The organism is Acinetobacter sp. C26M (genome assembly GCF_023702675.1).
Classification (GTDB): Bacteria; Pseudomonadota; Gammaproteobacteria; order Pseudomonadales; family Moraxellaceae; genus Acinetobacter.
Window position 1 is genome coordinate 3,608,161 of the sequence record NZ_CP098478.1, and the last position, 23,180, is coordinate 3,631,340.

At 42.8% G+C, this 23,180-nt stretch carries 18 protein-coding genes and 5 tRNA genes; all 23 read right to left on the minus strand.

The window, feature by feature from the left end:
• Positions 1-40: 40 nt before the first annotated feature.
• The 23 genes from NDN11_RS16600 to NDN11_RS16710 all read right to left on the minus strand — a co-directional run bounded on the left by NDN11_RS16600 (position 41) and on the right by NDN11_RS16710 (position 22,963).
• A complete protein-coding gene (locus NDN11_RS16600; RefSeq protein ID WP_167250268.1) occupies positions 41-400 on the minus strand; it encodes a YMGG-like glycine zipper-containing protein in 360 nt (119 codons plus the stop codon).
• A 381-nt stretch (positions 401-781) separates the two neighbouring features.
• A complete protein-coding gene (locus tag NDN11_RS16605; protein ID WP_167250266.1) occupies positions 782-1,147 on the minus strand; it encodes a DNA transfer protein p32 in 366 nt (121 codons plus the stop codon).
• A 164-nt stretch (positions 1,148-1,311) separates the two neighbouring features.
• Positions 1,312-5,505, minus strand: a complete 4,194-nt coding sequence (rpoC, locus tag NDN11_RS16610; protein WP_251110261.1) for a DNA-directed RNA polymerase subunit beta' — start codon at positions 5,503-5,505, stop codon at positions 1,312-1,314.
• 141 nt (positions 5,506-5,646) lie between these two features.
• On the minus strand, positions 5,647-9,735 hold the full coding sequence (gene rpoB, locus NDN11_RS16615; protein ID WP_167250262.1) for a DNA-directed RNA polymerase subunit beta: 4,089 nt from the start codon (positions 9,733-9,735) through the stop codon (positions 5,647-5,649).
• A gap of 309 nt (positions 9,736-10,044) precedes the next feature.
• Positions 10,045-10,413 (minus strand): 50S ribosomal protein L7/L12, encoded by a 369-nt coding sequence (gene rplL / locus NDN11_RS16620; RefSeq protein WP_167250260.1) that lies wholly within the window; start codon positions 10,411-10,413, stop codon positions 10,045-10,047.
• 42 nt (positions 10,414-10,455) lie between these two features.
• Positions 10,456-10,962, minus strand: coding sequence for a 50S ribosomal protein L10 (gene rplJ / locus NDN11_RS16625; protein ID WP_004656288.1), 507 nt, complete (start codon positions 10,960-10,962; stop codon positions 10,456-10,458).
• A 313-nt stretch (positions 10,963-11,275) separates the two neighbouring features.
• Positions 11,276-11,971: a 50S ribosomal protein L1 gene (rplA, locus tag NDN11_RS16630; RefSeq protein WP_004656290.1), complete on the minus strand. Its 696-nt coding sequence runs from the start codon at positions 11,969-11,971 to the stop codon at positions 11,276-11,278.
• Between the two features lie 3 nt (positions 11,972-11,974).
• Positions 11,975-12,403, minus strand: coding sequence for a 50S ribosomal protein L11 (gene rplK / locus NDN11_RS16635; protein WP_004637639.1), 429 nt, complete (start codon positions 12,401-12,403; stop codon positions 11,975-11,977).
• Between the two features lie 112 nt (positions 12,404-12,515).
• Complete coding sequence (gene nusG / locus NDN11_RS16640) at positions 12,516-13,049, minus strand: transcription termination/antitermination protein NusG (protein WP_004802226.1); 534 nt, start codon at positions 13,047-13,049, stop codon at positions 12,516-12,518.
• Between the two features lie 7 nt (positions 13,050-13,056).
• On the minus strand, positions 13,057-13,497 hold the full coding sequence (gene secE, locus NDN11_RS16645) for a preprotein translocase subunit SecE (RefSeq protein WP_004802225.1): 441 nt from the start codon (positions 13,495-13,497) through the stop codon (positions 13,057-13,059).
• A gap of 76 nt (positions 13,498-13,573) precedes the next feature.
• Positions 13,574-13,649, minus strand: a tRNA-Trp gene (locus tag NDN11_RS16650).
• Between the two features lie 56 nt (positions 13,650-13,705).
• Entirely contained in the window at positions 13,706-14,896 is a 1,191-nt protein-coding gene (gene tuf / locus NDN11_RS16655) for an elongation factor Tu (protein WP_004656295.1), read from the minus strand.
• A gap of 165 nt (positions 14,897-15,061) precedes the next feature.
• A tRNA-Thr gene (locus NDN11_RS16660) sits at positions 15,062-15,136 on the minus strand.
• Between the two features lie 11 nt (positions 15,137-15,147).
• Positions 15,148-15,223: transfer RNA gene (locus NDN11_RS16665), tRNA-Gly, on the minus strand.
• Between the two features lie 33 nt (positions 15,224-15,256).
• Positions 15,257-15,340, minus strand: a tRNA-Tyr gene (locus NDN11_RS16670).
• 54 nt (positions 15,341-15,394) lie between these two features.
• Positions 15,395-15,470, minus strand: a tRNA-Thr gene (locus tag NDN11_RS16675).
• A 99-nt stretch (positions 15,471-15,569) separates the two neighbouring features.
• Positions 15,570-17,063, minus strand: coding sequence for an anthranilate synthase component I (trpE, locus tag NDN11_RS16680; RefSeq protein ID WP_251110262.1), 1,494 nt, complete (start codon positions 17,061-17,063; stop codon positions 15,570-15,572).
• A 109-nt stretch (positions 17,064-17,172) separates the two neighbouring features.
• On the minus strand, positions 17,173-17,838 hold the full coding sequence (locus tag NDN11_RS16685) for a phosphoglycolate phosphatase (protein WP_251110263.1): 666 nt from the start codon (positions 17,836-17,838) through the stop codon (positions 17,173-17,175).
• Between the two features lie 70 nt (positions 17,839-17,908).
• Positions 17,909-18,526: an FHA domain-containing protein gene (locus NDN11_RS16690; RefSeq protein ID WP_251110264.1), complete on the minus strand. Its 618-nt coding sequence runs from the start codon at positions 18,524-18,526 to the stop codon at positions 17,909-17,911.
• 63 nt (positions 18,527-18,589) lie between these two features.
• Positions 18,590-20,839, minus strand: a complete 2,250-nt coding sequence (gspD, locus tag NDN11_RS16695; protein ID WP_167250252.1) for a type II secretion system secretin GspD — start codon at positions 20,837-20,839, stop codon at positions 18,590-18,592.
• 40 nt (positions 20,840-20,879) lie between these two features.
• A complete protein-coding gene (locus NDN11_RS16700; RefSeq protein ID WP_251110265.1) occupies positions 20,880-21,716 on the minus strand; it encodes a type II secretion system protein N in 837 nt (278 codons plus the stop codon).
• Complete coding sequence (gene gspN, locus NDN11_RS16705) at positions 21,716-22,459, minus strand: type II secretion system protein N (protein WP_167250248.1); 744 nt, start codon at positions 22,457-22,459, stop codon at positions 21,716-21,718. Before gspN ends, NDN11_RS16700 begins: the two co-directional genes overlap by 1 nt.
• A gap of 177 nt (positions 22,460-22,636) precedes the next feature.
• The gene (locus NDN11_RS16710; RefSeq protein WP_004802206.1) at positions 22,637-22,963 is read right to left on the minus strand and encodes an H-NS histone family protein; all 327 of its coding nucleotides are present in this window, start codon (positions 22,961-22,963) and stop codon (positions 22,637-22,639) included.
• Positions 22,964-23,180 lie beyond the last annotated feature (217 nt).

The window sequence follows — 23,180 nt, forward strand, 5'->3', positions numbered from 1 at the left end:
GCTATCAATAGCAGGCATTTTTGAATCTGATGATCAGAAATTATCTCTTTTTCTCTTGGATTGCGGCACCAGCACCACCACCGATTGCACCACCAATTGCAGCACCAGAATCGCCACCAAAGATAGCTTTACCGACCACTGAACCAATACCCGCACCAATCGCGCTGCTTGTCGTTGAATTGCTGCTACCACCTTTGGCATTAGCACCAACACCCGCACCTGCCGCAGCACCTACACCGGCACCAAGACCACCACCAACATGGTTACCAACGCCACCACCGACAGCACCACCGAGTGCAGCCGCACCGATACGTTGGTCAGAGGCGCTCATATTTTGGCAACCTGTAAACATAACCGCTGATAGCACCAAAGTAGAAACTAAACCAATTGTTTTTTTCATGACTATATACTCACTTCTATACCTTCTAGTGAAAAGCATAATCTTCTTTTATGGGGAATTTGATCACATTGTGTTATCACAATGTCCTAATCGATTGATATTTTGTAAAGGATGATTGTTTATGAAGCAGTCGAATAAAGATACGCTCAATACGCAATAAAATAGCATCAGTATGAATATGCTAGTTATGTAGCATTTGGATTATTGTTTTGCTTATGCTCAATTCAAATCAGATTTATAAATGGGATTCTAGCTTGTTAGCTTTTCTCAGCAATGCATTTGTGATCACTGAGAAAAGACCAGTTTACTTAAGAAACCACTTAGATACTGAAGCTGAATTAGATAAATTGCTTCAGTCATCAAGCGATTTTCTATATGGGCTTAGTACTTGCCTTTTTTCTCACCATAAGCTGATCCAGCACTACCACCAAGTGCTCCACCTACTGCTGCACCAGACTCTCCACCGAGTACCGCGCCACCAAGCGCCGCCCCAATGCCTGCACCAATTGCACTGTTACGAGTATTTTTACTATTTGAACCTTTGGCATTTGCAGCTACGCCAGCACCAATTGCAGCACCAAGACCCGCACCTAAGTTACCACCAACACTTTTACCGACCGCACCACCAGCACCACCACCAATTGCAGCAGAACCAATACGTTTGCTTTCCGGACTCGCATTCTGGCAACCAACAAATAGCGTAGTTGACATCAAACCAACACCAGCAATCATCATCATTTTTTTCATTAGAACTATTCCTCTCCTCAGATGTGCATAGGATAGTATGCTTTAATGAACTGTTTATTCTGATTAAGTAATCAAATACCGAAGCTCTAATGCGTTTTTGTAACATCTGCTTCATTTTTCCACAAAAAAAGGCACCCGAAGGTGCCTTTTCAATGCGTTAAAACTTAGAACTGGTCTGAGTTCAACGCTTGACTAAATGCTTGGTCAACTTCACTGAAATCGTTGTGAAGTTCAAATTCAGCAGCTTCTGCTTCTTGGCGACGACGCTCCAAGTGATAAGCAAGACCTGTACCCGCTGGGATCAAACGACCCACAACCACGTTTTCTTTCAAGCCACGTAAATCATCTTCTTTACCTGTTACAGCCGCTTCAGTTAACACACGTGTTGTTTCCTGGAACGATGCAGCAGAGATGAACGAGTCTGTAGAAAGCGATGCTTTCGTGATACCCATCAATTGACGTTCAAACTTCGCAGGGAACTTGTTCTGAGCCAAGACAGCTTGGTTCTCTTGAACAACGCGGATGTAATCCACTTGCTCACCTTTGATGAAGCTTGTATCACCGCCATCTGTGATATCAACTTTACGCAACATTTGACGTACAACAACTTCAATGTGCTTATCGTTGATTTTTACACCTTGGAGACGGTAAACGTCTTGAACTTCGTTCACGATGTAGTTGGTTAATGCAACTTCACCTTTCAAACGTAAGATGTCATGTGGGTTTTGTGGACCATCAGAGATTGTCTCACCACGGTTCACATGCTCACCTTCGAACACGTTGATTTGACGCCATTTTGGAATCAATTCTTCATAGATCTCAGAACCATCATCTGGGCTGATCACTAAACGGTTCTTACCTTTGGTCTCTTTACCAAAGCTCACGATACCAGACACTTCTGCCAAGATAGCGTGTTCTTTTGGCTTACGCGCTTCGAACAAGTCAGCTACGCGTGGAAGACCACCGGTAATATCACGAGTACGTGAAGATTCTTGTGGTACACGACCAATGACATCACCCACACCAATCGTTCCGCCATCGCGAACTGTTACGATTGTATTCTGTGGTAAGAAGTAGAACTGTTCGCCGCCATCGGTTGTATCCAACACGATTGCAGGACGTAAATCTTTACCAGAAGCAGGACGAGCTGTTACAGGCAAGATTTCAACAGTGGTCATACCTGTTGCATCATCAGTCTTAGAAGTTGCAGTTACACCATCAGCGATTTGACTGAAACGTGCTTTACCCGCAACCTCAGTAACAAGTGGATGTGTATGTGGATCCCAAGTCGCTACGATACCGCCAGCTTCTACAGCTTCACCATCTTTCAACAAGATGCTTGCACCGTAAGGAAGTTTATAACGCTCGCGCTCACGACCTAAATCATCCGCAATACCAATTTCACCTGAACGTGAAACTGACACTAAGTGACCTTTGGCATGTTGTACAGTTTTCACGTTGTGGAAACGTACAGTACCTTTGTTACGTACTTGAACACTGTTTGCAGCAGAAGTTCGGCTCGCAGCACCACCAACGTGGAACGTACGCATCGTTAACTGTGTACCAGGTTCACCAATTGACTGTGCAGCCATTACACCAACAGATTCACCTGGGTTCACCAAGTGACCACGTGCAAGGTCACGACCGTAACATTTCGCACATACGCCGAATGCAGATTCACACGCAATAACTGAACGTACTTTAACTTCATCGACACCCGCTTCTTCAAGCTGAGCAGCAATTTTCTCGTCAATTAACGTACCACGTGGAAGTACAACCTCATCATCAGATGCACGACGTACATCTTCAGCAGTTACACGACCTAATACGCGATCGCGTAATGGTTCAATAACGTCACCACCTTGAATGAATGGTGTCATCACTAGGCCACCAGCTGTACCACAATCAGATTCAGTAATAACTAAATCTTGTGCTACGTCTACAAGACGACGAGTCAAGTAACCAGAGTTCGCAGTTTTCAATGCAGTATCGGCCAAACCTTTACGTGCACCGTGTGTTGAGATGAAGTACTGAAGTACTGTCAAACCTTCACGGAAGTTTGCTTTAATTGGAGTCTCAATGATCGAGCCATCTGGCTTAGCCATCAAACCACGCATACCAGCAAGCTGACGGATCTGCGCCGCACTACCACGGGCACCCGAGTCAGACATCATATAAATTGAGTTGAATGACTTTTGTTTCTCGTCTTCACCTTGCTTGTTCTTCACAAGTGTATAAGACAAGTTGTCCATCATCGCTTTCGCAACTTGGTCATTGGTACGTGCCCAAATATCGACCACTTTGTTATAGCGCTCACCCGCAGTTACGAAGCCTTGTTCAAACTGTTGTTCGATTTCACGAACTTCAGTTTCAGCTTTGTCGATAATCGTGTGCTTATTTGGTGGAATAAGCATGTCTTCCATACCTACAGATACACCTGAACGCGTCGCTTGACGGAAGCCCAAATACATCAATTGGTCAGCGAAGATAACAGTATCTTTCAAACCAAGCTTACGGTAGCAAGAGTTGATTAACTTAGAGATGTTTTTCTTGGTCATCTCAAGGTTGATCGATTCAAAGCTTAAACCTTGTGGCACAACTTCCCACAACAAGCAACGACCTGGTGTTGTATCAACGATAATGGTTTGCTTTTCGCGCTGACCATTTTCATCAATCACAGTTTGGTGTACACGTACTTTAACGCGTGCATGGATCGCAACTTTACCAGTCGCTAAGGCACGGTTAACTTCATGTGTATCCGCAAACACCATGCCTTCACCTTTGGCATTTACCGCATCACGTGTGATGTAGTAAAGACCCAATACAACGTCCTGAGAAGGAACGATGATCGGCTCACCATTTGCAGGTGACAAGATGTTGTTGGTTGACATCATCAACGCACGCGCTTCTAACTGTGCTTCAAGTGTCAATGGAACGTGTACCGCCATTTGGTCACCATCGAAGTCGGCGTTAAACGCAGCACATACGAGTGGGTGTAAACGGATCGCTTTACCTTCAATTAAGATCGGTTCAAATGCTTGAAGACCTAAACGGTGAAGTGTTGGTGCACGGTTCAACATCACTGGATGTTGACGAATTACAGATGCAAGAACGTCCCAAACTTCCGGCGTCTCACGCTCAACCATTTTCTTCGCAGCTTTAATGGTTGTTGCTTGGCCAGATGCTTGTAGTTTCGCGAAAATGAATGGCTTGAATAATTCAAGTGCCATCTTCTTCGGAAGACCACATTGATGAAGACGTAAAGTAGGACCAACGGTAATTACCGAACGACCAGAATAGTCAACACGCTTACCTAACAAGTTTTGACGGAAACGACCTTGTTTACCTTTGATCATGTCTGCCAAAGATTTCAATGGACGTTTGTTCGAACCTGTAATCGCACGACCACGACGACCGTTATCAAGCAACGCATCTACAGACTCTTGTAACATACGTTTTTCGTTACGTACGATAATGTCTGGAGCCGCAAGGTCAAGAAGACGCTTCAAACGGTTGTTACGGTTAATCACACGACGATATAAATCGTTCAAGTCTGAAGTCGCGAAACGACCACCTTCAAGTGGTACAAGCGGACGTAAGTCTGGTGGAAGTACTGGAAGTACATTCATCACCATCCATTCTGGCTTGTTGTTCGAATCGTTGAAAGCTTCCATCAACTTCAAACGCTTAGACGATTTCTTAAGTTTCGTCTCAGACGTTGTTTGAGGAATTTCTTCACGTAAACGCGCAATCTCTGCTTCAAGATCGATATCTTTCAATAAATCTTGAATTGCCTCTGCACCCATTTTCGCAGCGAATTCATCACCGTGTTCTTCAAGTGCATTGTAGTATTCTTCGTCTGTTAAAAGTTGGTACTTTTCAAACGGAGTCATACCCGGATCTGTAACAACATAAGATTCGAAATACAATACGCGCTCGATATCACGCAATGTCATATCAAGAAGTAAACCAATACGGCTCGGTAATGATTTCAAGAACCAGATGTGTGCAACTGGAGAAGCAAGCTCAATGTGACCCATACGTTCACGACGAACTTTCGCAGTTGTTACTTCAACGCCACATTTTTCACAAATGACGCCTTTATATTTCATACGCTTGTATTTACCACACAAGCATTCGTAATCTTTTACTGGACCAAAGATTTTGGCACAGAATAAACCGTCACGTTCAGGTTTAAAAGTACGGTAATTAATGGTTTCAGGCTTTTTAACTTCACCGTGAGACCATGACTTAATCATCTCTGGCGACGCAAGACCAATACGGATACGGTCAAATTCAACAGGTGCATGACCTTCTGAATCCGTTTTCTTACGCATGATATCGAGCAAGTCTTTCAATTTTTTTCTCCGTGTGTCGAGGAGCTAGGCTCACTCGACTGGGTCACAAATATTGTTTTTACTGAAATTTGGAATCTCCCCTACCCCCTCTTTAAGAAAGAGGAGAACTTCCCCCTTTAAGAAAGGGGGATCAAGGGGGATTTAATCACCATTTTTCAGTTCAATGTTGATACCTAAAGAACGGATCTCTTTGGTCAATACGTTGAACGATTCAGGCATACCCGGATCCATATAATGGTTACCATCTACAATGTTCTTATAGATGCGTGTACGACCTTCGACGTCATCCGACTTCACAGTAAGCATTTCTTGAAGTGTATATGCTGCACCGTATGCTTCGAGTGCCCATACTTCCATCTCACCAAAACGCTGACCACCGAATTGTGCTTTACCACCAAGCGGCTGTTGTGTAACAAGAGAGTAAGAACCTGTTGAACGCGCATGCATCTTGTCATCAACCAAGTGGTTCAATTTGAGCATGTACATGTAACCTACAGTTACAGGACGATCAAACTGTTCACCTGTACGTCCGTCAAACAATACTGTTTGACCTGTACGTGAAATGTCTGCTAATTCAAGTAAGTCTTTGATCTGACTTTCTTCAGCACCATCAAATACAGGTGTCGCTAATGGAACACCAGCACGTAAGTTGCCTGAAAGTGCCAAGATTTCTGCATCAGTTAAGCTATCAAGCTCTTCTTGCTCACCACCGACCTTGTTATAAATCTTGTCTAAGAAGTCACGTAGTTCTAAAACTGTACGCTGTTCTTTCAACATTTTCTCAAGTTTATCACCAAGACCTTTGGCCGCCATACCTAAGTGAGTCTCAAGAATCTGACCCACGTTCATACGTGACGGTACACCCAATGGGTTCAATACGATATCGACTGGTACACCATTGGCATCGTGCGGCATGTCTTCAACAGGTAAGATGTTTGATACAACACCTTTGTTACCGTGACGACCCGCCATCTTATCACCAGGCTGGATACGACGTTTAACAGCAAGATAAACCTTAACAACTTTCAATACGCCAGTGGTTAATTCATCACCTGTAGAAAGTTTACGTTTCTTCTCTGCAAACTTCTCATCAATTTCATAGCTCTTCTCTTTCAAGAACACTTGAATTTGAGTTAGACGCTCTGCAATTGCTTCGTCAGTCGGTTGAATTTCAAGTAAATCAACAAGCTCTAAACCAGACAATACGTCTTCAGAAAGTTTATCGCCACGTTTAGTTGAACCACCACCGTTAGATTCTTGACCTTTCAACAAACGAACAATACGTTCACGTGCTGCTTCTTCGAAGATTTTGTATTCTTCTTTCAAGTCTTTACGGTATGCGTCAAGTTGAGCTTTCTCAATTGCTTGAGCACGTTCATCTTTTTCCAAACCATCACGTGTGAAGACTTGAACGTCAATCACAGTACCTTTTGTGCCAGACGGAACGCGTAAAGAAGAGTCTTTAACGTCAGCTGCTTTTTCACCAAAGATTGCGCGAAGTAGTTTTTCTTCAGGTGTTAACTGAGTTTCACCTTTAGGCGTTACCTTACCAACAAGGATGTCACCCGCAGTTACTTCAGCACCGATATAAACAATACCAGACTCATCCAATTTAGACAGCGCAGCTTCACCTACGTTAGGAATATCGGCAGTAATTTCTTCTGCACCTAACTTAGTATCACGTGCTACACATGACAATTCTTGAATGTGAATCGACGTTAAACGGTCTTCTTGAAGTACACGCTCAGAAAGTAAGATCGAGTCTTCGTAGTTATAACCGTTCCATGTCATGAACGCGACGCGCATGTTTTGACCAAGCGCAAGTTCACCCATATCAGTCGATGGACCATCAGCCAAGATATCGCCACGAGCAACTTTGTCGCCCAAGTTCACGATAACGTTTTGGTTGATACATGTATTTTGGTTTGAACGTGTGTATTTGATCAGGTTGTAGATATCTACACCCGCTTCACCCGCGATCATTTCATCTTCGTTTACACGAATAACGATACGAGATGCATCTACATATTCAATCGCACCACCACGGTCAGCAATCACACACACGCCCGAGTCACGTGCTACGTTTGCTTCCATACCAGTACCAACAAGCGGCTTGTCAGCACGTAACGTAGGAACAGCCTGACGTTGCATGTTTGAACCCATCAATGCACGGTTCGCATCATCGTGTTCAAGGAATGGAATCAATGATGCTGCAACAGAAACAACCTGCTGTGCAGAAACGTCCATATGTGTAACGCGCTCAGGCGACATACGTACGAATTCACCTTGATGACGTACAGAAACCATTTCTTCAGTCAAATTACCATCTTTATCAACAGCAGAATCGGCCTGTGCAATGACAGTACCTACTTCTTCAATTGCAGATAAATATTCAACATCATCAGTTACGCGACCATCAACAACTTTACGGTAAGGTGTTTCCAAGAAACCGAAGTCATTCGCTTTTGCATAAACAGAAAGCGAGTTGATCAAACCAATGTTTGGACCTTCAGGCGTTTCAATTGGACAAACACGACCATAGTGAGTTTGATGTACGTCACGTACCTCAAAGCCCGCACGTTCACGTGTCAAACCACCAGGACCAAGCGCAGATACACGACGTTTGTGTGTAATCTCAGACAATGGGTTGTTTTGGTCCATGAACTGAGACAATTGGCTTGAACCAAAGAATTCTTTGATTGCAGCAGCAACTGGTTTCGCGTTGATTAAATCTTGCGGAGACAAGTTATCAGTTTCAGCTTGGCTTAAACGCTCTTTAACAGCACGTTCAACACGGACTAAACCAACACGGAATTGGTTTTCTGTCATTTCACCAACAGAACGCACACGACGGTTACCCAAGTGATCGATATCGTCGACTTCACCTTTACCGTTACGGATTTCAACCAATGTACGAAGTACATCAATGATATCTTCGTGCGATAAAATACCTTCAACTTCACGTGACTTCTGATCAGTACCTACTTCGTAAGGACGACCCAAACGACGGTTGAACTTCATACGACCCACTGGAGAAAGGTCATAACGCTCAGAAGAGAAGAACAAGTTGTTGAATAAGTTTTCAGCAGCTTCTTTCGTTGGCGGCTCGCCTGGACGCATTACTTTATAGATTTCAACAAGCGCCTCTTCACGACCTGTTGTTGTATCTGCACGCAATGTATCTGCAACGAAAGAACCACGATCGATGTCATTCGTGAAGAGGATGTTAAACTGCTTAACACCACCTTCAGCCAATTTCACCAAGATTTCATGGCTAAGTACGGTATTCGCAGCAATTACATCACCATTTTTCAATGGGATATCTTCAGCTGTAATACGCTCATATAAATATTCATCAGGTACAGAAAGCTTCGCTAAGTTCGCTGCTTCCATTTGACGTACGTGACGTGCATTAATACGCTTACCTTGCTCAACGATCGCTTTACCATCATTGTCTAAGATATCAAATTGCGCCATTTCACCACGTAAGCGATCTGGAACGAGGTCAATCTGATAGCTACCCATATCAAGATATACAGGTACTTTTTCGTAGAACAAATTCAAGATTTGTTCATTGCTGTAATTCAAGGCACGTAAAACTACAGTCGCAAGCAACTTACGACGACGGTCAATACGTACAAAGACTAAATCTTTAGCATCAAATTCAAAGTCTAACCATGAACCACGGTAAGGGATAATACGTGCTGAATACAACACTTTACCGCTTGAGTGAGTTTTACCCTTGTCATGGTCAAAGAATACGCCTGGTGAACGGTGTAATTGAGATACGATTACACGCTCAGTACCGTTGATAACGAAAGTACCGTTGTCGGTCATGAGTGGCATTTCACCCATGTAAACTTCTTGTTCACGAACGTCTTTAATTGATTTCGTTTCACGATCTTTAATGATCAAACGAATTTTTACGCGCATTGGTGCTGCATAAGTTGAACCACGTAAAATACATTCACGTACGTCAAACTCAGGCTTACCAAGACTATACTCAACAAATTCTAAAGCAGCATTGCCAGAATAACTTTCAATAGGAAAAACTGAACGAAATGCGGCTTGGAGACCGATGTCTTCGCGATTTTTTGGAGTTTTACCACCTTGTAAGAATGTACGGTACGAATCGACCTGAATCGAAAGTAAGTACGGTGCTTCCATTACGTGGGGCAATTTACCAAAATTCTTACGGATCCGTTTCTTTTCGGTATATGAGTATGCCATCTGGAGTCCTCGGAAAGTAAACTAAACCCGCCTGCAGAACGGGTCTAGAAGGAATTACGCAGGCCGATATGGCCACCACTGTTTACAAATGCTGCAATTTTTAGTGGTATTAAAACGCTTAACAATATTTTTATAAGCAAAAAAATATTGGTAAGCGTTTGATTTTATGTGTTTTGCCTAAATAATACGCACGTTAAACGTAAAACTAACAAAAAACGAGCCGATTATTGTAACGCAAAAAGGCTGATGACCCAAGAGCCATCAGCCATTTTTTGGAGCCGATTTTCAAAAAATCGACTCCCTACAGCATTACTTAAGTGTAACTGTAGCACCAGCTTCTTCAAGCTTCTTCTTAAGTTCTTCGCCTTCTTCTTTAGAAACGCCTTCTTTAAGAACTGCAGGAGCGCCTTCAACAAGATCTTTAGCTTCTTTAAGACCAAGGCCAGTAGCTTCACGAACTGCTTTAATTACAGCAACTTTGTTAGCACCGAAAGAAGTCAACTCAACGTTGAATTCAGTTTGTTCTTCAGCAGCAGCAGCAGCGCCTGGAGCAGCAGCTACAGCTACAGCAGCAGCAGATACGTTAAATTTTTCTTCGAAAGCAGAAATTAATTCAACAAGTTCAAGAACTGTTTTTTCAGCAACTGCGTTTAAGATGTCTTCGTTTGATAAAGCCATGAGAATAACTCCAAATGGATATTGAATGGTGTGAAAGTAGGATTAAGCCGCTTCTGACTCGTTTTTCTCTTTGAGTGCCGTAATAAGGCGACCCAATTTCGAAATAGGAGCTTGAAGGACAGAGGCAAGCATAGTAAGCGCTTTTTCTTGGTTCGGAAGGTTTGCAATTACACTAACTTCAGCACCTTGATAAACTTTGCCATCAAATGCAGCAGCTTTAAGTTCAAAAGCTTTGTTAGTTTTCGCAAATTCTTCGAACAAGCGTGCAGCTGCACCCATGTCATCTTCAGAAGTTGAGAAACCGAGAATGGTTGGGCCAACAAGGTCGTCATTCAAGATATCAAATTGAGTACCTTCGAATGAACGCTTAGCCAAAGTATTACGCACGATACGTGTAGTAACACCTAGCTTACGAGCTTCAACACGAAGTTGTGTTAATTGCTCTACGCTTGAACCTTGATAGTTAGCCACAACAACAGAAAACGCTTTAGAAGCAACTTCACTTACTTCTGCAACGATCTGTTTTTTGTCTTCGATAAGAAGAGCCATTGTAAAACCTCCTAACGGTGATTTATGCACTCATATGAGTGCACTCCCAATTCGTAAGCCTTATTCAGACTTACACGCGGAGGAGGAATAAATCACACCACCGCGTCTACTCAGGCTGGGTTATTAAGAAAAACATTCGAAAATATTTTTCGCCTGAGGTCTTTGACGCTGATAAATATTCATTTATCAATTCAAAGTTTGCCTAAAAACCCCTTCTCCCTCAGGGAGAAGGTAGGGATGAGGGTATAAAACCTCTCCCCAACCCTCTCCTATAAAGAGAGGGAGCTTTTCAGGGCTTTAAAATTCTTTCTAATTACTTAGAAACGTTGCTTACGTCAACGATCAAACCAGGACCCATAGTTGAGCTCAAAGTGATCTTTTTAACGTATACACCTTTAGAAGTTGCAGGCTTCAACTTTTTCAAGTCTGCAATTAAAGTTTCAACGTTTTGACGTACAGCTTCTTCGCTAAAGCCAAGTTGACCGATAGCAGCGTGGATGATACCCGCTTTGTCTACACGGTAACGTGCTTGACCAGATTTAGCATTCTTAACCGCGTTAGCAACGTCAGGCGTTACTGTACCCACTTTCGGGTTTGGCATTAAGCCACGTGGACCAAGAATTGTACCAAGTTTACCAACAACGCGCATTGCATCAGGAGCAGCAATAACGACGTCGAAATCAAGATTTCCACCTTGAATGCTTTCAGCAAGGTCATCAAAACCAACGATATCAGCACCAGCAGCTTTCGCAGCTTCAGCAGCAGCACCTTGAGCAAATACTGCAACACGTACAGTTTTACCAGTACCCGCAGGTAAAGTTGTAGCACCACGAACAACCTGATCAGATTTACGTGGGTCTACACCAAGGTTTACAGCGATATCTAAAGATTCTTTGAACTTCGCAGCTGGAAGGCTGTTAAGAACTTGTACTGCTTCTTCCAAAGTGTAAACTTTGTTTGCTTCTACAGCAGCAGCAATGGCTTTTTGACGTTTAGTTAACTTTGCCATGTCTTATAGCTCCACTTCCAAGCCCATAGAACGTGCAGAACCAGCAATGGTACGTACACGAGCGTCTAAATCAGCACCAGTTAAATCTGGTTCTTTAGTAGTCGCGATTTCTTCTAACTGAGCACGAGTCAACTTACCAACTTTAGTTTTGTTAGGTACAGAAGAACCCTTTTGAATACCAGCAGCTTTCTTAAGAAGAATAGATGCAGGTGGAGTTTTCATGATGAAAGTGAACGACTTATCGTTGTACACAGTGATCACGACAGGAATTGGCAAACCAACTTCAAGTTTTTGTGTAGCAGCATTGAATTCTTTACAGAATGCCATGATGTTTACACCACGTTGACCCAATGCAGGACCAATTGGTGGAGATGGATTTGCTTTACCAGCTGGAACTTGCAGCTTGATATAGCCGTCAATCTTCTTAGCCATTGAAAATTACCTCTGGGTACAGACGCCGCTAGGCTCCCCAAAAAATTAAACAACACCGAAGTGTTAGAACAACAATGCCCGATCAGATCGGGCGCTTCTCAACCTACGCAGATTAAATCGTTTTTTCGACTTGGCGAAACTCGAGTTCAACCTGAGTTGGTCGATTAAATACATTAATCGTCAACGTTAAACGTGACTTTTCGTATTGAACTTCCTCCACGACCCCTTTAAAGTCAGTGAACGGACCGTCAACAACGAGCAATTCTTCACCAGGTTCAAACATCGTCTTAGGACGAGGCGCTTCACCTGTATTACGCACACGAGCAAGGATCGCATCAGCTTCACGTTGTGAAATCGGCGCTGGTTTTTCTGGTGTACCACCAATAAAACCAAGAACTTTTGGACACTCTTTTACAATGTGCCAAGTATCATCATTCATTTCCATTTCGACTAATACATAGCCAGGAAAGAATTTACGCTCAGACTTACGCTTTTTACCATCCTTCATTTCCACTACTTCTTCAGTAGGGACAAGGACTTCACCAAAGCTTTCAGCAACAGTACTACGCTGAATTCGATCATTAAGCGAACGCATCACTTGTTTTTCAAAGCCTGAATAGGCATGAATAATATACCAACGTTTCATCGCGTTCTTACCCAATAATTAACTTAATAAACCAACCTAACCCGTAGTCGAAACACCATAAAACCAATGATGCAACAAGTACAACTAAGAGAACTTGCCACGATGTCGTGATCGTCTCTTGTTTTGTTGGCCAGGTCACTCGACGCAGTTCAATTCGCGCATCTTGCAATAAACGCACAAAGCCTTTGCCTTGATGGGTGGCGTATAATAAACCTAAAGCGACTACGACACAAGCCAAAATCACCCCAACGCGCACCCAAATATCATTTGCTGGTGCCCAATAGGCAGGTAAATGCTGATTTACCAATGCTGAACCGACCAATAAAGCTATAGCAATCAACCACAAGACAACATCTAGAGGTGAGCCAGAACTTACAACTTCTGCAACATTATTTCTTTGAGGGATTGGCGCGTCGCTTAATGCGTCACGCGATTTATCATTCGACATTTTTTTACTCGTCGTAGAATTCGCGACTTATTATATGACAACTCAGCCAGAATTAAGCTTTTTTATTAAAAAAAAGTGGCAGGCCAGGAGGGACTCGAACCCCCAACATTCGGTTTTGGAGACCGACGCTCTACCAATTGAACTACTGACCTAACGTACAAATCGAAAGCCGAAGCTTTCGATTTGAGTGTAACACAAGGTATTGGGCTTATGCAGTTACTTTAGCAACAACACCAGCACCTACAGTACGACCACCTTCACGGATCGCAAAACGTAGACCTGGGTCCATTGCGATCGGGTGAATTAATTCTACTGACATTTCAACGTTGTCACCAGGCATTACCATTTCTACGCCATCTTGTAATTTGATCGCGCCAGTTACGTCAGTTGTACGGAAGTAGAACTGTGGACGGTAACCGTTAAGGAATGGAGTATGACGACCACCTTCTTCTTTAGAAAGTACGTATACTTCTGCATCGAATTTAGTATGCGGCTTGATTGTACCTGGCTTAGCAAGTACTTGACCACGTTGTACGTCTTCACGCTTAGTACCACGAAGAAGAACACCACAGTTCTCGCCTGCACGACCTTCGTCAAGCAATTTACGGAACATTTCTACGCCAGTTACTGTAGTTTTAACCGTATCTTTGATACCTACGATTTCAACTTCTTCACCAACTTTTACGATACCAGCTTCTACACGACCAGTTACTACTGTACCACGGCCTGAGATAGAGAATACGTCTTCGATTGGCATCAAGAATGCTTTGTCGATAGCACGTTCTGGTTCTGGAATGTAAGAGTCAAGCGCTTCAACAAGAGCAAGAACTGAAGACTCACCATATTGACCAGCGTCACCGTTAAGTGCAGCAAGTGCTGAACCACGGATAACTGGAGTGTCATCACCTGGGAAGTCATAAGTAGAAAGAAGTTCACGAACTTCCATTTCTACTAATTCAAGTAATTCTTCATCATCAACAAGGTCACACTTGTTTAAGAATACGATGATGTAAGGTACACCAACCTGACGTGAAAGAAGGATGTGTTCACGAGTTTGTGGCATTGGACCATCAGTCGCAGCACATACAAGGATCGCGCCGTCCATCTGAGCAGCACCAGTAATCATGTTTTTAACATAATCGGCGTGGCCCGGGCAGTCTACGTGAGCGTAGTGACGGATTGGAGAATCGTATTCTACGTGTGAAGTATTAATTGTAATACCACGTGCTTTTTCTTCAGGAGCTGAGTCGATTTGTGAGTAATCTTTCGCTTCACCGCCGTAAGTTTTTGCACAGATAGTTGCAATCGCAGCAGTTAAAGTTGTTTTACCATGGTCAACGTGACCAATTGTACCCACGTTTACGTGTGGTTTATTACGTTCAAACTTAGCCTTAGCCATTTTGATTTTCCTCGTTTACGTCGACACCAGTTTAGAGAAAAACAACCCTGAAAAACCTTCTTTATCGACATTCGCCTAAAAAACTAGACACCCAATACTTGAAAAGCAGACTATAATAGCCTGCTTCTTTGAAAAACTTGTGGAATAACCACTAAACTGTATATCTGGAGCTCTTATCGAGATTTGAACTCGAGACCTCTCCCTTACCAAGGGAGTGCTCTACCACTGAGCTATAAGAGCGACATCTTCGATGGAGCGGGAGACGAGGATCGAACTCGCGACATGCAGCTTGGAAGGCTGCCACTCTACCAACTGAGTTACTCCCGCATGTTGGTACTGACCACTTCAATCGAAGTTAGATGGTGGTGAGAGAAGGATTCGAACCTTCGAAACTTTCGTAGCAGAGTTACAGTCTGCCCCCTTTGGCCGCTCGGGAATCTCACCATATCACACTTACACAGTGCTGTTCTTTTACTTTATACCACAACACTTTTAAGATGGTGCCGGCACACGGATTCGAACTGTGGACCTACTGATTACAAGTCAGTTGCTCTACCAACTGAGCTATGCCGGCTCTTTCTTAGTGTTTCGTACGTTTCGTATCGGAACGGTGTGCAGTTTAGCAAAACTCTGAATCGATGCAAGTGGTTTTTTTAAAAAAACCGCTAAAAACTCATAAAATCAATCCGTTTGACGATAATTCAACCGCTTTGATCACTGCGCGAGCTTTTATTTGGGTTTCATTCCATTCAGATTCAGGATTTGAGTCTGCAACCAACCCCGCTCCTGCTTGCACATAGACCTTTTTATCACGAATCACACAGGTACGAATCGCAATCGACATGTCCATTTCACCATGCCAGCCTAAATATCCAACAGCACCACCAAAGACACCACGTTTCACAGGTTCAACTTCGTCAATAATTTCCATGGCACGAATTTTTGGTGCACCTGACAATGTTCCAGCGGGGAATGTTGCTTTAAAAACATCTAAAGCATCCACATCATCACGCACTTCACCTTGTACATTGGACACAATATGCATGACATGTGAATAACGTTCGATCACCATACGATCAGTCACTTGCACCTTACCAATCTTAGATACACGCCCGACATCATTACGACCAAGATCAATCAACATGAGATGTTCGGCAATTTCTTTTTCATCCGCCAATAAGTCTTGCTCTAAGGCGAGATCCTCTTCTTTGGTTTTACCACGTGGGCGTGTGCCTGCTAAAGGGCGTACAGTTGCAATGCCATTTTCTAAGCGTGAAAGAATCTCTGGTGACGAACCCACAATATGGAATGGCTTTTGATCCGTTAAAGTTTGCCCTTGCACCAAGAACAAATACGGTGATGGATTTAAATGGCGTAAGGCACGGTAAACCTGCAATGCCTCACCATCAAAATCCGAGACCATCCGCTGCCCTGGCACCACCTGCATCACATCGCCCGCACGAATGTACTCTTTGACCTTTTCAACCGTTTCCAGAAATTTAGCTTTCCCAGTAATCGATTCAAAATGCGGTGCAGTATGTGGTTTCGCCTGCAAGCTGACAGGTATTGCGAGTAATTGCTCAAGCTGATCCAGCTTTTGCTGGGCTTTATCATAAGCATCAGGCTGATTCACATCGGCATGATGGATGAGAAATAAGGTATCTTTTAAATTATCAAACACAATCACGGTTTGAGAGAGCATCAACCAAAGGTCTGGTAACGTTACAGGATCTGCAACTGGGACATTTTTCAGTTTTGGCTCAATATAACGCACAGCGTCATAGCCCAAATAACCAACCAAACCACCTGTAAAGTTCGGCAAATCAGGTAAATCAACCTGAGTTGGAACTTTAAACTGGCGCTGAAACTCACGAATATACTCAAAAGGATCCGCACAATCTTGCTGTTTAACTACCCCATCCGCCTGCTGGATGGTTAAAACGCCTGCATTACATGAAAAAACCGTAGACTCACCCAACCCAATCATCGAATAACGCGCCCAGTTTTCCCCACCTTCAACAGACTCAAATAGATAAGCTTGTTTTTGTTGCTTAAAACGTGCAAAAACAGAAAGTGGTGTTTCAGTGTCCGCTAAACGCTGGCGGTAAACAGGAATCGTGTTATAGCCTGCTGCTTTTAATTGCTCAAATTGTACTAACGTGGTCATGAATCATCTCTATGGTTTTAATTTCTGTGCGTTGTTTGTTTAGTGCTATCTCAAGCCCGCCATCGAAAAACCATAACCATCTTCATGCCTATCTCCTTATTCAATCTGCTTAAACCAATTCCACCAAACGATCTACCACTTGTTGTGGCTGGCAGTCATAGATATTCTCTCCATGATTATAGCCATAGCTGACCACAATACAATCAATACCTGCGCGTCTTGCCGCTTCAACATCATTACTTGAATCACCAATCATCAATGTTGCTGACGTGGTTGTATTCTGTGCCTGTACGCAATGCAACAAGGGTAATGGGTGTGGCTTACGCTCAGCCAAACTATCACCACCAACAACCATTTTAAAATAAGGGCTCAATTGCAGAATATCGAGTATACCTTTTGCTAGATGCTCAGGCTTATTGGTCACACAAGCCATGGCAATATCATGATTTCGACAATACTCTAAAAAAGGCAACACCCCTTCATAGACTTGGGTGTTTACGCAAAGCTCCCGAGCATAGACCTCAACAAATGTACTGAGGAGTTGCGCTTGCTGCTGAGCCACTACTTGTCCAAACAAATGCTCTAGTACAGCTTCACAGAGTTTTGCTGCCCCCTTTCCAACCCAGACCCTGACTTGTGCTTCAGTGACCAAAGGCATACTGAGCTTTTCCAAACTGAGATTCATTGCGCGATATAAATCAGCAGCGGAATCTACCAGCGTCCCATCCAAATCAAATAAAACTAAATTGCGGCTTTGTAACTGAGCAACAGACATATTCTTCGACTCAAGAAATGAAAAAGGCACACCAACGTGGGCGTGCCTTGATTGTAAGAGCTTCGCCCGACTATTTAAAGAACAGCCAAGCAATCACTGCTAAAATGATCAGTACAATAATCGAAATTAACCCAACCGAAGCATTCTTTTGTTGCTCTTTTTCCTGAGCAACTCGTGAAACAGGCTCATCAATTGCAACAGGCTGTGGCTCAGGAACTGCCTGAACACTTACACCCTCCGAAATTGGAGCAGGTTTTGGAATACCAACCTGTTGCGGCATACCATCACGACTGATCGGTGTTTCTGCCGCACGCTCAGCAATACTTGGCATACCTTGATCATGTGATGCAGGAGTCACAGGTTCAATTTCGATTTCAGGTAATTCAATCTCAGCTGTCGCAGGTGCAAGTACAGAGAATACGAAGCTCGCAAATTGCACGATATCACCATCATGCAATTCGGTTTCCTGCTCAACACGCGCATCATTGATAAATGTACCATTTGACGAATTAAGATCTTGCACCCAAAGTTGCTGATCTTTTAACAACAAAGCTGCATGACGACGCGAGATATCCGCTGATTGCAACAAAATATCGGCATCTTGGTGTCGTCCCACCAACATGTCACGTTCGATATTCAGCTCTTGCCCCGTAAATTCACCTGTAATGGCTTGTAATTTCCAAGTCATAGATGCATATCCTTATATAATTTCTTGCAATCATAACATTGTGACATAAGCGCTTCTGTGCATCTACTGTGAAGACGCTGGACGGATTGTCGTAGTAGTTACTGTGTTCTTACTACGTTCCGTTTCTTTCACAGGTAGCTGTACTGTCTTCTTCTGTACCTGAGGTTCCTCAATCGCAACTGGCGTCGTCACTACTACCGTTTTTTTCGCCTGAGTCGCTGTTGGAACTTTTTGATACGGAGAATTTGTGACAATCGCTTGCGAGTTATAAATATCCGTAACATTTTCTGGCAATTTGGCGAAATTACCATTCTTATCCATCGCTAATTGCAAACTATATAATTGGTTATAGCGCTGTTGGGATAAGCGTCGTACATCATCCGAATCCCCAACAATAGTTGGATGAATAAAGACAAGTAAGTTGCGTTTTTCTTTACTCTTTGAATCTGCGCGAAATAAACGGCCCACATAAGGAATATCACTGAGTATAGGCAAGCCTTGGCGCCCAAGGGTAGAATTATCAACCACCAAGCCACCCAACACCACGGTTTGCCCATGATCAGCCAATACCGAGGTTTTAATTGCTCGCTTATTGGTAATTAAATCTGCCGCCTGACCTTTCCCTTCCACATTAGAAACTTCTTGTTCAACCTCTAAGCGAACAGATCCCCCTTCGCCAATATGTGGAACAACTTTCAGGGTTACCCCGACATCCTTACGCTCAACCGTTGTATATGGGTTCACCGTACTATTACCAGTCGTTGCCACAGAGCCCGTGACAAAAGGAACGTTTTGCCCCACCACAATATAAGCTTCTTCGTTATCCATAGTTACAATGGATGGTGTAGAAAGAAGATTCGATTGGGTATTTTCTTTTAATGCTTGAATCAGTGCACCATATAGTTGACGAGAGCCATTACTTCCCTCTTTATACTTACCTAAACCAATAGCCGCACCAGCACCCAGAGCAGCACCAGCACCTGCTGCACCACCCGTTAAATAACCTGCAGCAATTTTAGACAGGCTTGATCCAACATTTGAAAAGTTGATTAGCCCGACACCGCTATTTAGATCACCCATTGCCCATTGCACACCCAATTGGTCTGCATCAGTTCCAACCACCTCAATAATCGCAGCCTCAATTAACACTTGTTGACGACGTGTATCCAGCTGTTGAATCGCAGCATCAATTTCACGCATTAACTGAGGATCAGCTTTTACCACCAGAGCGTTTTGTGTTGGATCAGCAATAATACTGACACCACCCTGATTAAAACTGGTAATACCTGAGTTCTGACTATTATTCGAATTACTATTTAAATTAATTGAAGGTGTCGAGACAGAAGAACCAGTTGAAGAGCTTGAATTCTGATTGTTCGAAATTAAGTTATTAATCGAGTTTGATCGATTATTACTATTCGAAGATGAAGATGAAACAGACTGCCCTGTCACCAAACCTTGTAAAATTTCAGCTAAGTTTTTGGCACTGGCATATTTTAAGCGGAAGACCTTGAGCCCACCTAAACGATCTGCCGATGGCACATCCAGCATTTCAATCATCTGACGTAAACGTTTACGTGAGTCTGGATCACCCTTAATCAAAATCCGATTGGTGCGATTATCTGCAATAATGCGTACCCGCGAACCAATAAAATCCTTCGATGCGCCTGTCGCACTCATTGTCTCTAACAAGCCAATAATTTCTTCAGCTTGGCTCGATTGTAGGGTAATTGCTTCAATATCATTTTGCCCAGTACCATCCAAATTACGAACAATACTTTCAAGCTGATAAATATTGGTCGCACGGTCAGAAACGATTAAAGCATTAGTACCAGCAACTGCCGCCAAATGTGCAAATTGTGGCATTAACGGACGTAATGCAGGAATCAAATCATTCGGATTGGTATTTTGCAGCCAGATTACACGCGTCACAATCTGATCACCACCTGCACGACTACGTGCATCGTAGGGAATTCCAGAGTTCTTCGCATTGCTGTCTGGTACAAGTTTAACCGTATTTCCAGATGGTAGTGCCACCACACCATTAACGTTGAGTACACCTAGAAACAGGTCATACACTTCATCTTTATTTAGGGGTTTATTGGAAATAACCGTCACATTACCACGCACACGAGGGTCTACCGCAAAATTCTTCCCCGTAATATCTGCAACTTCATTAATAAATGCGGTTAAGTCTGCATCACGTAGATTGATCTTCCATGTTTGTGCTTGCACATTGGTACTGATTGTCGCAACCAAAGGTGCTGCGGCAAGTAATGCCCAAAGTGGACGTTGATGATTTAAAAAAGCCATAACCTGCACTTATTCCTAACTGATGTGTGACGTGTGATCACTAAAAACTTTGTTGTATGGTCATCACTTGATCACCACGTTTTATTTCTATTTTGGCGTGTCCTTCACGACGTACTTGCTCTAATAATTGTACTTCGTTAAGCCCTTGCCCGACGCTTTGACCATTGATCGATAGAATACGATCACCAGAACGTAAACCCAAGGTATTTTTTAAATTCGATGGCGTCTTATCCGATATTTCATAACCATCACCGCCACCACTCACACCCATATTTTTCAGGTATTGATCGCGATTATCCTGCATTTGTTGAATTGCTTGACCTAAAGCAGATTGTGGTGAGTTCTGAGTCGGGGTGGCAGCTGAAGGTGGTACATTATTCGCACTATTAAGTACAGGTGCAATCGGTTGATACAAACCGTTGTCTAATCCCTTGAATTTCACTTCTCGGGTCGCACCATTACCTTGCCTCAAGATCACATGATCCCAATACACTTCTGCCAATTGGTAAGAGGTTGAACCAACTGTCTCACCAACACGATAACGTTCAGCGGTATCATTCAACTTAATCACAGCGGAAGACAAGTAATTTGGCTGACCTAACAATACACCTTGCAATTCCAAATTAACATTATCATCTGCCGAGACAGCTGCTGGCTCATTAAATAGAGCAAAGGAGCTAATATTGGGTACTTGGGCTTGTTGCGAGCCTAGATCAACTCGATCAAACTGCATAGGTTGTGGCGGTGCAACCACCCACCAAAATAAAGAAGCCAGTTTCCAACATAACCATAAGATGAGTAGTGCTAAAACCAGACCACTGAGCTTATCTAGCTTTTGCCAACGTAGTTGTTGCATTTTTTGAGTGATTGCTTTCATTAGAAACCACCTTGCAACAGTGGCTGACGTGAACTGATCACATAAGTATCCAACCCTGCCTTACCTTGGTAAGAAGGAATATTCAACAGCATCCGTTGTGTTAGCTGTACATCCAGCATCAAATTTGAATCTAAGCTTAAATTTGCCATTTTCTGCTGACGCTGATCTCGGACATCAATTTTTAACTGCCCATTTTCATCTTTCAGATCAGCCACCAAAGAAGGCATATTCATACGGTCCTGACGCTGACCAAAAGTATAACTCAACGCGCCACCGCCCCAATTCAATTGACCTTCGGTCGCGCTAAAACCTTTTTCTTTTTGGTAATTCAATTGCACGTCTTTCAGCTGAATCGAATTTTCAGGCCATTGCCAATTCGCAAAATATTTTAATGTTTCAGGTGAAATTTTACCTTGCAGGTCTTTGATCATCATTTTTTGACCTAAACCATAGGCAAAAATTCCATCGAACTGAGTATTACCACTGTGAATATCGAGATCTGCACCAACACGCAGTAATAGCAAATCGAGAGGACGCGTTTTCCAATGGACTGATCCACGCAATTGACCGCGCTGCCAATCTGCTTGCCCTTGCCAAATATTGCCGCTGACATTATGTAATATTTGATTATCTTTTGAAAATTTCGCAATTAACCATGTTGCTGGAATTTGTAAAATAATAAAAATTAAAAATGCAAAAATGGCGAAAATCCACCATCTCCATTGCTTGGTTTTTTTCTTCATTCCACCCTTACCAACATGCAAATATCACCCTTTATGAGACAATCGCCCCCTAAATGACATTATGCATACTTTTTCAACATCGCCAATTCTCTCATATAAAAAAACCAAGCTTTTTAAGCCTGGCTTTTGATAAAGGATAAAGTCATCGTATGACAAAACGATGACTTTAAAACTTGCTTAGATTAAGAAATCTTCAAGTTTTGCACCTTTTTCTAATTCAGCAACTAACCAGCGTGGTTGCTTACCACGACCAGTCCAAGTTTCTTCAGCATTGCTCTTATTACGGTAGCGTGGCTCTACTGCTTTACGCGTCGTTTTCTTACGCTTTTGTTCGCCCACTTCCAATAATTCTTCAACACTAAAGCCAATCGCATCAGCAATTGCAATAATTTGATTATAAGCATCTTCAATAGCTTGATCTTTTTTACTTGCAATTAAAGCTTCTGCTTCTGCTTGTAAACGCTTCAAATCTTCTACAGATAACTCGCTAATATCTGGTTTCATTAGAACCACTCCGACTTAATAGGGGAAATATATCACTCAAAAAATAAAATGAATTTCAAATTCGATTCAATATTAATTTATAAATGATTAAATAATCAATATGAGAATAACCCACTTAATCATATATCAAGCACTAAATAGCATTTTATTTACAATAAACCCTAAAAAATCACCTGTGTTATATAAAAACATATTTTATAAAAGCAAGCAGAAGATC